16 protein-coding genes are annotated in these 13,806 nt (G+C 55.0%); 8 read left to right on the plus strand and 8 right to left on the minus strand.

What is annotated here, in order from left to right; all coding sequences use genetic code 11:
- Positions 1–165: 165 nt before the first annotated feature.
- The 7 genes from ACWVX6_RS07320 (at position 166) to ACWVX6_RS07350 (ending at position 5,685) form a co-directional block, all read left to right on the plus strand.
- Positions 166–876 (plus strand): flavodoxin family protein, encoded by a 711-nt coding sequence (locus ACWVX6_RS07320; RefSeq protein ID WP_455152785.1) that lies wholly within the window; start codon positions 166–168, stop codon positions 874–876.
- A complete protein-coding gene (locus ACWVX6_RS07325) occupies positions 876–1,199 on the plus strand; it encodes a TfoX/Sxy family protein (protein ID WP_417415834.1) in 324 nt (107 codons plus the stop codon). Before ACWVX6_RS07320 ends, ACWVX6_RS07325 begins: the two co-directional genes overlap by 1 nt.
- Positions 1,200–1,211: 12 nt before the next feature.
- On the plus strand, positions 1,212–2,144 hold the full coding sequence (gluQRS, locus tag ACWVX6_RS07330; RefSeq protein ID WP_455152786.1) for a tRNA glutamyl-Q(34) synthetase GluQRS: 933 nt from the start codon (positions 1,212–1,214) through the stop codon (positions 2,142–2,144).
- A gap of 770 nt (positions 2,145–2,914) precedes the next feature.
- Entirely contained in the window at positions 2,915–3,292 is a 378-nt protein-coding gene (locus ACWVX6_RS07335) for a GntR family transcriptional regulator (protein ID WP_117492165.1), read from the plus strand.
- Positions 3,285–3,989 carry an ABC transporter ATP-binding protein gene (locus ACWVX6_RS07340; protein ID WP_119215100.1) on the plus strand — a complete coding sequence of 235 codons (705 nt, stop codon included), beginning with the start codon at positions 3,285–3,287 and terminating at the stop codon, positions 3,987–3,989. Before ACWVX6_RS07335 ends, ACWVX6_RS07340 begins: the two co-directional genes overlap by 8 nt.
- Positions 3,983–4,783: a hypothetical protein gene (locus tag ACWVX6_RS07345; protein WP_455152787.1), complete on the plus strand. Its 801-nt coding sequence runs from the start codon at positions 3,983–3,985 to the stop codon at positions 4,781–4,783. Before ACWVX6_RS07340 ends, ACWVX6_RS07345 begins: the two co-directional genes overlap by 7 nt.
- 92 nt (positions 4,784–4,875) lie before the next feature.
- Entirely contained in the window at positions 4,876–5,685 is an 810-nt protein-coding gene (locus tag ACWVX6_RS07350) for a hypothetical protein (RefSeq protein ID WP_455152788.1), read from the plus strand.
- Positions 5,686–5,970: 285 nt separating this feature from the next.
- Here the strand turns inward: ACWVX6_RS07350 and ACWVX6_RS07355 are convergent, their stop codons facing one another.
- Together ACWVX6_RS07355 and ACWVX6_RS07360 are read right to left on the minus strand one after the other, a co-directional pair.
- The gene (locus tag ACWVX6_RS07355) at positions 5,971–6,621 is read right to left on the minus strand and encodes a YczE/YyaS/YitT family protein (protein ID WP_455152789.1); all 651 of its coding nucleotides are present in this window, start codon (positions 6,619–6,621) and stop codon (positions 5,971–5,973) included.
- Positions 6,622–6,727: 106 nt separating this feature from the next.
- Positions 6,728–7,441 (minus strand): helix-turn-helix transcriptional regulator, encoded by a 714-nt coding sequence (locus tag ACWVX6_RS07360; protein ID WP_117492159.1) that lies wholly within the window; start codon positions 7,439–7,441, stop codon positions 6,728–6,730.
- A gap of 360 nt (positions 7,442–7,801) precedes the next feature.
- Between ACWVX6_RS07360 and ACWVX6_RS07365 the strand changes: the two genes are divergently transcribed.
- Positions 7,802–8,287, plus strand: coding sequence for a phosphate-starvation-inducible PsiE family protein (locus ACWVX6_RS07365; protein ID WP_110435046.1), 486 nt, complete (start codon positions 7,802–7,804; stop codon positions 8,285–8,287).
- 270 nt (positions 8,288–8,557) lie between these two features.
- Here the strand turns inward: ACWVX6_RS07365 and spo0A are convergent, their stop codons facing one another.
- The 6 genes from spo0A to ACWVX6_RS07395 all read right to left on the minus strand — a co-directional run.
- Entirely contained in the window at positions 8,558–9,319 is a 762-nt protein-coding gene (gene spo0A / locus ACWVX6_RS07370) for a sporulation transcription factor Spo0A (protein WP_117492157.1), read from the minus strand.
- A 637-nt stretch (positions 9,320–9,956) separates the two neighbouring features.
- Complete coding sequence (spoIVB, locus tag ACWVX6_RS07375; protein ID WP_455152790.1) at positions 9,957–10,964, minus strand: SpoIVB peptidase; 1,008 nt, start codon at positions 10,962–10,964, stop codon at positions 9,957–9,959.
- A gap of 178 nt (positions 10,965–11,142) precedes the next feature.
- Positions 11,143–11,769 (minus strand): ECF transporter S component, encoded by a 627-nt coding sequence (locus ACWVX6_RS07380; RefSeq protein ID WP_455152791.1) that lies wholly within the window; start codon positions 11,767–11,769, stop codon positions 11,143–11,145.
- Between the two features lie 89 nt (positions 11,770–11,858).
- The gene (locus ACWVX6_RS07385) at positions 11,859–12,629 is read right to left on the minus strand and encodes a type III pantothenate kinase (RefSeq protein ID WP_158574677.1); all 771 of its coding nucleotides are present in this window, start codon (positions 12,627–12,629) and stop codon (positions 11,859–11,861) included.
- Between the two features lie 84 nt (positions 12,630–12,713).
- On the minus strand, positions 12,714–13,067 hold the full coding sequence (locus ACWVX6_RS07390) for a putative ABC transporter permease (protein WP_119194899.1): 354 nt from the start codon (positions 13,065–13,067) through the stop codon (positions 12,714–12,716).
- A gap of 352 nt (positions 13,068–13,419) precedes the next feature.
- On the minus strand, positions 13,420–13,806 hold a 387-nt coding region (locus tag ACWVX6_RS07395), incomplete at its 5' end, for a DUF3592 domain-containing protein (protein WP_455152792.1).

Genomic DNA, 13,806 nt, shown 5'->3' on the forward strand with positions numbered 1-13,806 from the left:
AATATTACAAGGTGGGAGTTTGAAGGCAGGAGGATGCGTGAGAGCGGAGAGCGTGTCACTCGTCAATTATCTGCACCTGTGCAGCCGCAGGGGCGAACCGTGTCCGCCCACAAAACGGAAATCCCTAATCCTGTCATTTGTTCTACACAAGAAAGGATGTTCACTATGAACATAACCATACTCTATCCGCACAAACGGAAAACCAAATCGTCCACCTACGGCATTGCACAGATGGTGATTGGCAAGCTGCTTTCGGGCGGCACGCTGCACGAATTTTATCTGCCGCAGGACATGCCGCATGTCTGCGCGGGCTGCTACGCATGCATGAACGGCCGCGAGGACAAGTGCGGCGGGCACGAATACATGCAGAAGCTCATCGCCGCGATTGCCGACTCCGAGCTGATCATTTTCTGTGCGCCGACCTACGTTTACCACATTCCGGGGCAGGTCAAGACCCTGCTCGACCACTTTGCGTACCGCTGGCTGGTGCACCGTCCCGACCTGTCGCTGATGCGCAGGCAGGCGCTCATCATCACGACCGCGGCGGGCGGCGGCATGAAATCCACCGTCCGGGATTTGCGCGACAGCATGAACTACTGGGGCGTTGGCCGCACGCACGTTATCACGCAGGCCGTCTGGGGCTATGACTGGAGCAGCATGCCCGAGAATTTCATGCGCAAAATCGAGCAAAAGGTGGAGAAAACGGTTTCTGCCATTCGGAAAAATGCCGGAAATGTCACGCCGTGCGCGAAGGTCAAGGGATTGTTTTATATGTACCGCCTGTTCCATAAAAAGCGCAAAATGAATCCCGTTGACGACGAATACTGGTATCAAAAAGGCTATGTGACGGGGAAACCGTGGAAAAGAGGACGATAATGGCAACCACAAAAGAATTTCTTGCGGAAATATTAGACCGTCTGTCCGGACTGGACGGCGTAACGCATCGAGCCATGATGGGGGAGTACATACTCTATTATAACGGCAAAATCGTCGGCGGAATTTATGATAACCGCCTGCTGGTCAAACCGGTCAAAGCTGCGATAAGCTGCCTTCCGGATGCGCCTTATGAATTTCCGTACGACGGCGCAAAACCCATGCTGCGGGTGACGAAAACCGACGATGCCGCCCTCCTGCAGAAGCTGCTGCGTGCCATGTATGACGAACTTCCGGCACCGAAATCCAAAAAGAAAAAGCAATAAGGAGTGAAAAACATGCACACCATCGGACGTTTTGCACCCAGTCCGAGCGGCCGCATGCATCTCGGCAACGTGCTGTGCGCGCTGCTGGCATGGCTGAGTGCGCGGCAGCAGAACGGCGAATTTCTGCTGCGGATTGAGGATCTGGACGAAATGCGCTGTCCGCGCAGCTTCGCGGAGCTTATCATCGACGACCTGCGGTGGCTGGAGTTGGACTGGGACGGCGAAATCCCGTATCAGTCCGAGCGCACGGCTGTTTATGAGAAATACGAGGCGATTCTGCGCGAAAAAGGTCTGCTGTACCCGTGCTTCTGCTCGAGAGCGGCCCTGCACGCCGCAAGCGCGCCGCACCTGTCGGACGGCAGGGTGGTCTACGCCGGAACCTGCCGCGATTTAACACCCGAGCAGGTGGCCGAAAAGCGCAGAAAGCGTGCGCCTGCAACGCGCGTGCGCGTGCCCGAGCGAACCATCACGTTCACGGACGGCGTGTACGGCGAGTACACCGAAACGCTCACCGAGGAGTGCGGCGACTTCATCATCCGGCGGTCGGACGGCGTGTTCGCGTACCAGCTGGCGGTCGTGGTGGATGACGGTCTGTCCGGCGTGACCGAGGTCGTGCGCGGGCACGATCTCATCGGCAGTACGCCGCGCCAGATCTGGCTGTATGAGCTGTTCGGCTTCACGCCGCCCAGGTTTATCCATATCCCGCTGCTGTGCGACCATGACGGACGCCGTCTGTCCAAGCGGGATGAGGACCTCGACCTCGGCCTTCTGCGGGAGAAATTCACACCCGAGCAGGTCATCGGCGCACTCGCCTGCGCCGCGGGACTGACCGACACCGCAGAGCCGGTCTCCGCGAAGGAGCTCGTCAAAGCGTTTTCGTGGGAGAAGATTCCGAAGCACGAGCTTTATTTGCCGAATGTGTTTCGAGATATCGAGAAGAATTGAGAATGGAAAATGGAGAATGGAAAATTACCGTAAGGGTTTTCCGTTCTCCATTTTTGGTTTATTGGGTGTTATTTCTTATATCCTTTGCACGATTTATGCCGTAGGGTGCGATAAGGTAAAGTCTAACATCAATTATAATTCGCAGGTGCTGTCCGTAACAACGCGCAAACGAGTTGCGCGACACAGACATGTCGCGCCTGCGGAGATGAAACCGCATGTGTAGCAGAACGGTATCTGACATTGCGAATAGGTTGCGAAAGACACGGAAGAAAAAATCCTCTGCCGTTTCCCATGTCGAAGCGGTCACATATAGGAAATCTGCGCCAGATTAGGAAGCAAGGGAAAGGTAGGAGTTCAAAGAGGAAGGGAAACCGCAGGTGTCCCTTCCTTTTTGCCCACCGCCGTGGGTACGGCGTCGTCCCCGCGGCGGGCGCCGCAACGTCTCCGCCGTCCGCAGACGGCGAATCCCCACCGCTGAATCTCAGCGAAAAACACCCCGCCCGTTAGGGGCGAACCCGCCTGCGGCAGTTCGTGTGCCCCGGTCAGCCGGTGCAGGAAAAGGAGCCGCCCATTAGGGCGAACCCGCCTGCGGCAGTTCGAGTGCCCCGGTCAGCCGGTGCAGGAAAAGGAGCCGCCCGTTAGGGGCGAACCCGCCTGCGGCAGTTCGCACACCCCGCAGGGGCGGTGCAGAAAAATTTCAGCAAAGGCTATTGACAAATCTGTATACTTGTATTATTATCATAATACAATAAAACGAAAGGAGAGAGCTTATGCAATGGGAATTGCGGGGGGATCGTCCGATCTATCAACAGCTTGTGGAAAAGCTGACCGAGCAGATCGTCAGCGGACAGCTTGCGGCGGGTGAAAAGGTACCACCGGTGCGCGAGCTGGCGGCTCAGGCGGGTGTCAACCCGAACACCATGCAGCGCGCGCTTGCGGAAATGGAGCGCGAGGGCCTGATGTTCACCAACCGCACGAGCGGACGCTATGTAACGGAGGACAGAGAAATGATTGGTAAGGTAAGAGAGCAGATCGCAGGAGAACGCATCACGGAGTTTCTGTCCGGCATGAGCCAGCTTGGCTTCACCGAGCAGGACATTGTGGCGCTTCTGGAGAAACGCAGTGGGGAGGAGAAAAACAATGGATAACAACGAACTGGTTATCTGTCAGGGATTGACAAAAAACTACGGTAAAAAGACCGCGCTCAATAATCTGAATCTGACGCTCGGCCGCGGACAGTTTATCGGTCTGCTCGGCCCGAACGGCTCAGGCAAAACAACGACTATCAAGCTGCTGAACGGTCTGCTGCAGCCGACAAGCGGCTCGGTGCTCATTGACGGTCAGGCGCCGGGCACCTACACGCACAGCATCATCAGCTATCTGCCCGACAAAAACTATCTCAACGATGCGATGAAGGTCAACGACCTGATTTCGTTCTTTGCGGATTTTTACACGGATTTTGACCGCGTAAAGGCAACCGATATGCTGGATTCGCTGCAGATCGACCCGCTGAACCGCCTGAAAACGCTCAGCAAGGGCAATCAGGAGAAGGTGCAGCTCATTCTCACCATGAGCCGAAAAGCGCAGCTGTATGTGCTCGATGAGCCGATCGCGGGTGTTGATCCGGCGGCGCGCGACTACATTCTGAGCACCATTCTCTCGAATTACAGCGAGGACGCGTCCGTTCTGCTGTCCACGCACCTCATCGCGGATGTGGAGCGTGTGCTCGATGAGGTCATTTTCCTCAAGGAAGGCGCGATGGTGCTGCACGATACGGTTGACCATATCCGCGAGGAACACGGAAAATCGGTTGACGCACTGTTCCGGGAGGTGTTTGCATGTTAAAGCTGCTGAAATATGAGTGGAAAGCCTGTGCGCGTATCTGTCTGCCGCTGTACGGCGTGCTGATTCTCATGTCGTTCGTCACGCACCTGCTGTACAGTATCCCGCAGAACAGCACGTTCGGCTTTATGCTGCCGGCCATCAGCTCCATGCTGTATATGGGCGTGATGATGGCGGCATTTGTGGTAACGGCTGTCATTCTCATCCAGCGTTTTTACAAAAACCTGCTCGGCAGTGAGGGCTACCTCATGTTCACCCTGCCGGTCACGGTTTCGCAGCACCTGTTCAGCAAGACTATCATCGCGGTGGTTATGATCGCGCTGAGCGGCATCGCGGCGTTCCTCAGCATCGGCATTTTTGCCGATATGTCCTTCGGCACCCTGTTTGTCGATATGATAAAGGGTGTGGCGCGGAGCGGCGGCCTGCTGTTCGGGCTGGAGCTGCTCGTGCTGGCGGTGCTCGGCATTGCAGACATGGCGCTGGACCTTTACCTGTGCATCGCGCTCGGCCATCTGGCGAGCAAGCACCGCCTGCTGATGTCGGTCGTGTGGTACGTTGTTCTTTCTACCGCCCTGCAGGTTCTCCTGCTTATGGTGATGATGGGCGCGGGCAATGCCATGCCGGAGGCGCTTGCCGATGCGATAGTACGCTGGCTTGACAGCACCATGCAGACCATCACGCCGATGGATGCGGCGCATCTGATGCTGCGGTGCTGCTGCGTGTTCGCACTCATCGGCGATGCGGTGTATTTCCTTGTGACACGCTGGATTCTCACGCACAAGCTCAATCTCGAATAACAGAAAAAGGATACACACTTGTGTATCCTTTTTCTCTTGCCTGAACGGTATATCTCTGGTATGATGGAGGTAGTAAAAGGGAGGTGTGTCCTGTGAAATGTCAGCACTGTGGTATCCATTTTGACGACGAGGAACGCGTATGTCCGATGTGCGGCGCACGCGCGGGCAGCAAGGGCCGCATGACGAGACCCGAGCCGAAATGGCGCGGCAAGCCGCGTGAGACCTATACCGAATATCATCCGACGATAGAGAACAGCAGCTCGGCGAAAACGGCTAAGAGCAAGTCGCGTCCCATCAAGGATAAGCCGAAGAAAAAACGCGCAAAGGGTGCGGTGATTGCGATAATTGTTATCGCTCTGCTGCAGTTTGTGCCGACGCTGATCGCGTTCGTGGTGGATGATCTGGTGCCGGAAATCGAGAGCAGCTTCGGAAATTCCCCCGCGCCGGATTACGGTTCGGATTACAGCTATGCGGCGCAGGATCTCAGCAGCATTCTCGGCACGGACAGCGGCATGGTGATCGATAACAGCGACACCTTCCGTCTGCACTACGACCAGTCGAATGATGAATGGGCGATTCTGTATACCTCGGCGGACGGCGGCACGTTCAAGAGCACAGCCGACGCGTGGTGTCTGTACGATGACCCCGACGAGTATTACTATCCGGAGGCGTATCCGTCCGATCAGTACGATATGTACACGGTTGCGTTCACGCTGTACGATACCGAGGCGGTAGGGAGCCTGCCGGACTGGTGTCAATCCATAGCTGATAGCGGCGATGATATTTGGCTGAATTTGTATGTCAGCAAAACCGACGATACACTGCTCATCGAGGATATGGATGGGATTGGCCTGTTCGGCACAGCAGACCCGGTTCCGTATTATCGGGCACAGAATATGTGATTTTGTAAAAAAGCGTGAAAAACAACAGCCCCGGTTCCGTCACTTGACAAAACCGGGGCGCCGCGCTATGATATAGCTACAAACGGCGGCTCACTGTACCGAGCCGCCGTTCCTAATAGCTGAAGTATTTGAGGAAATGCCGCTCCGGTCTACGGGGCGGTTTTTGTGTTTTACGGGAGAATTTTGTGCATATGCAAAAGAAAAGGGCAGACCCAATGAGCGAGATGATTCAGTGCCGGAGATGCGACCACAAATAAATTGAAATTGATGATGAAAAATAGAGAATTACCGCTTTCCGGAAATTCTCGCAATGGTTTCCGCCACATTTTCCTGATGCACTTTTGCCGGACGGAACCGCACGGCTGCAAAATTGAGGTTGATCAGCGGACCCAGTCCGACGGCGGAAATAATGGTGCCGACACCGACCGGACCGCCGAGAAAGAAGCCGATGACCGTTACGAGCACATCCACGACCGCGCGGCACGCACCGGCCGACCGCCCGAACTTACGCGCGAGCGCGACCATCAGCGCGTCACGGGGGCCGCTGCCGAGCGCGCTTTTCATGTACAGCCAGGTGCCGAGCGCAAGCAGCTCCAGACCGCCGATGAGCATGGCAATGCCGCTCACCAATCCGTGCATCTGCGGGATGAGGTGCGCCGCCTGAATCGCGTCGATTATGACCGCGCAGCCCGCAATGTTGATGATCGTGCCTAAGCCGAAGCTCTCACCGAAGAACACGGCCGTGAGGATGGCTGCCGCGCCTGCGATCGCAGACGCCGTGCCGTAGGTCATGCCGGTTCGCAGCGACATGCCCTGCTGCAGCACGCTCCACGGCTCGAGTCCGACATTCGCCTGCAGCATCATCGCAATGCCGATCGCACTGACCGCAACACCCAGGATCAGCCAGAACAACCGGTGGATGTACTCTCGAAACATAATGTATACCTCCTGTGAGCAATTTAGCAGATAAAAAAGTGAAACGGCAGAACCGCGAGCATTCCGCTCGGATTCTGCCGTTTTTGTCATTTGCATTGTGAAAATGTTATTCCGAAGCGGAATTGCTGTCGTCCTTTTTAATCTGGGAAAGATAGCGGTACACACTGGCCTGCGAGCAGTGCAGCGCGTCGGCCACATCCTTGACCGCGCCCTTGAGCAGGAAAATGCCGCCGCTTTCGAGCGAGGCGATGATCTGCATCCGTTCATCGGGCGTGAGACGGTCGGCGGTCACGCCGAGGCGGATGAGCTCACGGCCGACCGCATCGCCTGCCACCGCGTCGATCGAGTTGTGGAAACTCTCGGTGGTTGCCGGAACCGCTCGCGGGAACGGATCACCGGGCTCGGCCTGCTGCGGTGCGATATGGTCGTCGATAAAAATATCCGGATGACACAGCCGCAGCACGTTTTCGCTGGCGGCCAGATACCGGCTGTCGTCAAAGTTGATGCACAGCATGCCGACCAGCTTGCCGTTGTGCTTGATGAACATTGTGCTCGAGCGCAGCGTCTTGCCCTCGGCAGAAAGGCCGCAGTAGTGCAGACGGTAGTCCTGCGTTTCGTAGCTTTTGTCCATCAGGATTTTGAGCGCCACATTGGTAAGCGGTGCACCGATCTCTCGGCCGCTGATGTGATTGTTGGCGATGGCTACTATGGAGCGATTTTTGTCGGTCATATCATGCAGAGCAACCTCATAATCCGGTCCAAGTGCCTGTCCGAGAAATTCTGTCAGCTTGATGTAGTGCTGCAACAGCGGATTAGCCATTTGCCCACCCCGTTTCAAAGAATTTTCTTTGCAGTGCCTTTGATTGCATGGCATTGCCTTTTTATTGGTTTACTCTAATATTATTATAGCTTAACAATGATAAGTTTGTCAAAAAATAAACGCAGATAATTTCTCACAACAAAAATAAAAAGTTATTATGCAAAATAACTAAAATGAGGATAAAGTGCATAAAAAACGAATGAAAAACCAGTAAACCATACAAAACTTGTTAAAATAATTGACAAGGCATAAAAACTATGTTAAATTTATATCAAGGAATGAGACACAGACTGATAAAAAATTACAAAACTGCAGAAAGAGGAATGCAAAGAGATGAGGAGTAGAGAAAGGGAGACTGCCATGAATTCTGATTTTCGAGACAAGCTCTCCAACGCCGCAACAGCGGTTGAGATCACCCTTGGCATGGTGATCCTGATCGCGTGCATCGTGTCCGGTATCGGCATGGTCGCTATGACCGATATGAACAAGCTGTTCGGTGATCCGGCGTATCTGCAGGCGCGCATGAGCTCGGCCTGCCTGATCATCATCGGCATCGAGCTGATCAAGATGATCACCAGCTACACCATCGACTCGGTGGTTGACGTTATGCTCCTCGCCATCGCGCGTCAGATGATCGTCGAGCATACCTCGCCGATCGAGAACCTGATCGCCGTGCTGTCGATCGGCATCCTGTTCGTGATCCGGAAGTATCTGTATATTTCGCGTCTGGACCGCCGCCGCAGCAAGAAGGAGATCGAGGAGGACATCCGCGCAGAGGTTCTCGGCGTGGAAAACCGTAACGAGCCGAAAAAGCCGGAACCGCCCGAGATTGGCTCATTGATTTGACATAAGGAAAATGCATATCACCTGAAAACCGCAGCGCCCGAGAGGGCGCTGCGGTTTTTCGTTGGAAAGGCTGCAGATAAATTGCTTCAGTTATTCACAATATCAGAAAAAGCTTATAGGCTTGAACCCGCGTTTCACGCACACTTTCGCTATGTTGGCAGGCTTGCAAGCGATTTGCTGCGATTCACATAACAGCGTAAATAGTACGCATACTATACCGATAAATCGTTTTCTGAATGATATTACTGCTTCTTACGTTGCAAATTTGCCTTACGCCCCAAACCGCATCTGCAGCCGCAGTCTGTCGGCAATCATCGAGATAAATTCGCTATTGGTAGGTTTGCCCTTGACGCCCGAAACCGTGTAGCCGAAGTAATTCTGCAGGGTTTCGATGTCACCGCGGTCCCACGCGACCTCAATCGCGTGCCGGATGGCGCGCTCCACGCGGGAGGAGGTCGTCTTGAACTTTTTAGCAATCGACGGGTACAGCACCTTGGTGATGGCGCTGACCGATTCGATATCCTCGACCGCCATCATGATGGCCTCGCGCAGATACTGGTAGCCCTTGATGTGCGCCGGCACGCCCACCTGGTGAATCACCTCGGTCACGCGGAGCTCAAGCGCCATGCTTTCCTCGGCCTTGACCGCGCGCAGCTGACCGGTCCGCCACAGGCGAAGCCGCTCGCAGACCGCCTGCGGCTCCATCGGCTTGCGCAGGAACAGATCCACGCCGAGCGCCGCGCATTCCGCGCCGATCTGCGGGCTTGCAAACGCCGAGAATACCATCACCGCCGGATGCGGTCCGTCCTGCTCGTGCAGGCGGCTGAGCACGCTCATGCCGTCCATCACCGGCAGCATCAATTCAATGATAAGTACATCCGGACGCAGTTCATTGACTGCGGAAAGTGCCTTTTCACCGTTTTCCGCAATGCCGACCAGCTCAAAATCGTCCGCACTGTCCAGTACCGCCGACATACGCGCGCAAAATTCGGTGTCGTCGTCTGCAAGTAAAACTCTAATTTTCTCATCCATATGTCATAACCAGCTTTCCGATAAAGTTTATCTCTTTTTCTTGGCAATAGATTACCATATACTACCATAACTTGCAAGACCTTTTGTAAAAATATGGACAGAAAATTGCAGACAGAATTCGACAAAATCTGTCGATTTACCCGAAACGACCGGTCAGACCGACCGCTTTTGCAATTCCCGCATATTTTCAAAATTCCCCGGAAATAGACAAAATGCAAGCAAAACTGCGGTTTTCGACAACAAAACAGTGGCGATTAACCCAAAAAGAAAGGGCGCACAATGTGCGCCCCCAGTCTGTCGATAAAGTCAATCTATCGTTTTTACTTTTCGTGCGGCAGCACGCATAAAATAGAATTTGCACAGCAAATTCATAATTCCCGGGGGCGTGGCCCAGGCCACCCTCTCTTGCCGCTATGCGGCAATTCACCTTGTGTACCTCGGGAATTATACAAGGGACGAAAAATTGTGCCCGTAGGGCGCGGCTTTTCGTCAAGATTCGATTGAAAGCGTGGTTTCAATCGAGAGGCTGCTCGAAAAACGGAGTTTTTCGACAGCCTCAGGGCGCACAATGTGCGCCCCTGCGGAAATGGTAAGCCGTTGCAAAACGCCTGCCTGTGCGAATTCTCCGCTCTTTCTGTCAGCTTGCCGCCAGCATTTTCTCCATCGAAATGCCATACCCTTCCATCGGATTATCGACCAGCACATGCGTTACCGCGCCGATCAGCTTGCCGTTCTGCAGGATCGGACTGCCGCTCATGCCCTGCACGATGCCGCCGGTTTTCTCCGCAAGCTGCGAATCGGTCACGCGGAGCATCATGCTGCGCCCGTATTCGTCGTTCGCCGGATAGAGCTTGACGATCTGGACAGAATAACGCTGCACGCTGTCACCGTCCACGTTGGACAGGATTTCCGCGTCACCGACTTTGATTTCGTCTGCCGACGCGACCGGCACGCACTGCAGCTCGCTGTACAGCGAATCGTCCGTTATGGTGCCGAAAATGCCGCTTTCTGTGTTCTGCGCCACGGTTCCGAGCGGTTTTTCAGTCGAAAATTCGCCCTGCAGCGATCCCGGTTCACCCGCCTTGCCGCGCTGCACGCTGCTCACCGTCGAGTGAATGATCGTGCCCTCCTGCAGCGGCAGCAGCACGCCGGTCTCGCTGTCGCAGATGCCGTGACCGAGCGAGCCGAACGCGCCGGTCTGCGGGTCAACGTAGGTCAGCGTGCCGATTCCTGCCAGACTGTCGCGCGCGAGCACGCCGATGCGGTACGCACCGGCTTTGTCCCTGCACGGCGTCACCGTAACGCTTTTCTCCGCGTCTCCGCGCTCGAGCGTCAGCTTGATCGGCTGTCCCGCCGAGAGCGCGACCTGCTTCTGCAGATCATCGTTCGAGTGCAGCGCGGTCTCACCGGCCTTGCACAGCACATCGCCTTCCTGCACGCCTGCCTCCTTCGCAGGGGAGTGCGTGCCGTCTGCGCCCTGCACCTCGGTCAGCTGCACGATGAGCACGCCCTCCGCCTGCATTTTGATGCCGACCGTGTGCCCGATCGGGATGACCTCGGCGATTTTTGCCGCCTGCGCGGAAACTGTCACCGCAAACAGCAGGAACAGGGCAAGCGCCGTGCGTTTTGCGTGATTTTTTTGCATTTTTTCACCTCCGCTATTACTATGCCGCACGGAGCATGAAAACAACGCTGAGAACCTTTTCTATTCTTCCGGACATTTGGCGGCGCGGAAATTCTCTGGGTACGGAAAGGTTTTCCGGGAACGCAAAACGGCAGTTTCTCTGCGAAAAATGAGAGAAACTGCCGCAATTAGCAATCATTTATTCTGCTTTTGCAGGTGCACGATGACTGAGGAACGATGCTACCGCACGGGTGAGCACGCCGCCGACCGCACAGCCGACGATGATCTCGATCAGACCCTGTACGCCGACCAGTGCAACCACGAAGGACAGCGGGTTAGCCACGCCGAGAGAGGCAACGCGCTCCTGAATGTAGTCGGTCTTGTAGAACACCAGAACAATGTAACCCATGAAGAAAATGGTATTCAGCAGCGGCGCGGACATTGCACCGACGAAATAGCTCCAGCTCTTCTTGTGGTCCATGCGGCGCAGCACGCGGAACAGCAGGCCGACGCACCAGCCCATCAGCACGCGCATGACAACGCACAGAACGAAGGTGTTGATCGGGCTGATCTGGAAGAACATGCCGGTCATACCGCCGCCTGCAAGCGCATCCTTAAAGCTGACACAGCCGAACACGCCGCCGAGAATCGCACCGGCGGTCGGGCCCATGGTCATCGCGCCGACAGCGATCGGCACGGTCAGGAACGACATGTACAGCGGACCAACCGGCACGCTGCCCAGACCCATCAGCTTCATCACGACCTCGATCGCCGCAAGCAGCGCCAGCTGCGCGAGATACCGTACGTTGGTAGTTTTGTTATTCATTTGTAATTCCTCCTGCTGCCGTCCCGATAGAGTACAGCGCAATACAATTTGTGTTTGGTCAGCGAGATTTGTTCACTGCCAAATCTCTTTCAACCCCGATTTTTCTTCCAAATCAGGTGCAGACCATCGAGCACAAGGCTTTCATCGTACTCGAACGGGATACGCAGATAGGGAGTGACGAGCGGCGCAAGCTCTCCGGTGAGCACCACATACGGCGTTTCGCCGAGCGCCTCCGCAAAGCGTTCGACCATGCCGTCCACGAGCGACGCCGCGCCGTAAACCGCGCCGACGCGCATGGCATCGACCGTGTTCCGGGCGAGAATGCCCTCGTCCTTGGCGTCGATAGCGACTGCCGGAAGCTGCGCCGCCTGCTCGCGGAGCGCGAGCAGACTCAGCTGCACGCCCGCCGTGATGGCCGAGCCGACCAGTGCACCGGACCCATCGAGCGCGGTGAACGTGGTCGCGGTGCCGAGCGTAACCGCCACGCACGGCAGCTTTCCCTTGGCACGGGCGGCCACCGCAGCGGCTACGCGGTCCGAGCCGACCTGCCGCGGCTGCTCGGAGCGGATGTTGAGTCCGGTCTTGACGCCGCTTGATACCTCGATGACATCGCGGATGCCGAGCAGGCGCAGCGCACCCTCGAGCACGCCGACCATGCTCGGAACGACCGAGCTGACAATACCGCCGTGGATGCGGCGCACGTTCACGCCGTACAGCAAAAGCACCTGCTGCAGCTTGCAGGCGTAGTCATCGCGCGTCAGCTTGGGCTCGGTTGCGATGGAGGCAGAAAAAACCTGTCCGTCCTCCTCATAGCCGCCGAGCAAAACGCGGCTGTTTCCTGCATTGACTGCAATCAGCATGGTGTGTCTCCTTTTCTGCATAGTTTATCACTATTATAAGACATTGAAAACCGTATTGCAAGGGGAGAGGTACACATTTCTGTCTTATTTCGGCAGCATGATCGGTGCGGAGAGCAACGCCCACAGCGCCGCGTATTTCGGGCAGATCTGTCCTTGAACGTTGCCGAATTCATGCGAGTAATCCCACACGCGCAGCCGGAAATGCCGGTTGACCGTGCAGCCGACCACATATTCCGCGGCCGTGATGCACGCCGCGCCGCACAAGCAGCGGGAGAGCGGGTTTTCCTCGTGTACGCGCCGCCGCAGCTGCCGCAGACCGACCAGAACCGCACCGCCGGTCAGCGCCATCGTCCAGTGGGTGCGTCCGCGCCAGAGAAGCTCAAGCGCGGCGTAACCGACCGCACCCAGCGCAAAGACTGCGGGAGTTTGCAGTTTCATTTTCATCACCGCATTTATTTTGCCCGGAATGGCTGGATTTACGCAAGGGTGGAGTAATTGAGAATGGAGAATGAGCGTGGAGATTTGACATTTTCCATTCTCAATTTGGCATACGCGCAAAATAAAAAGGAGAGAGCACAGCGCTCTCTCCTTGAATACGGCAAAGGGATCAGTCCTCACTTTTACCTTTTGTGTTGATATAAGCCTATCCGCCAATCCCTCCGTCGATTTGACGGAACTTTAAGCATTGGAAAAGGAGCAAGGTGGGTTTTAACCTTGCTCCTATCGGTCAGAATATGCTATTCAGTTCAACAAACTGGAAGTTGTCTGATTAGCAATTATCTTTTGCAATTTATAACTGCATCAAAAAGAATACCAGTACACTCGAGAGTATTGTTACTGTCCCCATTATGATAAACATCATGGAAGTAAAACTTTTTGAAATTGGTCTATCAACATAACACTTTTTAGGATTGTTTGGATTATAATAAACTGTCATCTTACTGTTGATAGGCCACAACTGCTCCGCAAATTGACGCAAATTTGCAATAGCTCCAGTTTTTACATGTAGCCATCCTTTTTCATCTTCATAGACTTCTGATTTCATCGGTACAGGTACTCCTGATAGTTGCGTTGTTATAATTCCTCGAAATTTTTTCTTTGCTTTATAACAAGTTCCATTCACAAAGTACTCAACGATTGGGTACACTCTTCCATTTCCAGGAAACCCATATTGTTT

This window comes from Butyricicoccus sp. (genome assembly GCF_977037065.1).

Bases quoted from the DNA above. Each gene is read 5' to 3' on its own strand.
- ACWVX6_RS07320 (WP_455152785.1), top strand. From the start codon at position 166: ATGAACATAACCATACTCTATCCGCACAAACGGAAAACCAAATCGTCC.
- ACWVX6_RS07325 (WP_417415834.1), top strand. From the start codon at position 876: ATGGCAACCACAAAAGAATTTCTTGCGGAAATATTAGACCGTCTGTCC.
- gluQRS (WP_455152786.1), top strand. From the start codon at position 1,212: ATGCACACCATCGGACGTTTTGCACCCAGTCCGAGCGGCCGCATGCAT.
- ACWVX6_RS07335 (WP_117492165.1), top strand. From the start codon at position 2,915: ATGCAATGGGAATTGCGGGGGGATCGTCCGATCTATCAACAGCTTGTG.
- ACWVX6_RS07340 (WP_119215100.1), top strand. From the start codon at position 3,285: ATGGATAACAACGAACTGGTTATCTGTCAGGGATTGACAAAAAACTAC.
- ACWVX6_RS07345 (WP_455152787.1), top strand. From the start codon at position 3,983: ATGTTAAAGCTGCTGAAATATGAGTGGAAAGCCTGTGCGCGTATCTGT.
- ACWVX6_RS07355 (WP_455152789.1), bottom strand. From the start codon at position 6,621: ATGTTTCGAGAGTACATCCACCGGTTGTTCTGGCTGATCCTGGGTGTT.
- ACWVX6_RS07360 (WP_117492159.1), bottom strand. From the start codon at position 7,441: ATGGCTAATCCGCTGTTGCAGCACTACATCAAGCTGACAGAATTTCTC.
- ACWVX6_RS07365 (WP_110435046.1), top strand. From the start codon at position 7,802: ATGAATTCTGATTTTCGAGACAAGCTCTCCAACGCCGCAACAGCGGTT.
- spo0A (WP_117492157.1), bottom strand. From the start codon at position 9,319: ATGGATGAGAAAATTAGAGTTTTACTTGCAGACGACGACACCGAATTT.
- spoIVB (WP_455152790.1), bottom strand. From the start codon at position 10,964: ATGCAAAAAAATCACGCAAAACGCACGGCGCTTGCCCTGTTCCTGCTG.
- ACWVX6_RS07380 (WP_455152791.1), bottom strand. From the start codon at position 11,769: ATGAATAACAAAACTACCAACGTACGGTATCTCGCGCAGCTGGCGCTG.
- ACWVX6_RS07385 (WP_158574677.1), bottom strand. From the start codon at position 12,629: ATGCTGATTGCAGTCAATGCAGGAAACAGCCGCGTTTTGCTCGGCGGC.
- ACWVX6_RS07390 (WP_119194899.1), bottom strand. From the start codon at position 13,067: ATGAAACTGCAAACTCCCGCAGTCTTTGCGCTGGGTGCGGTCGGTTAC.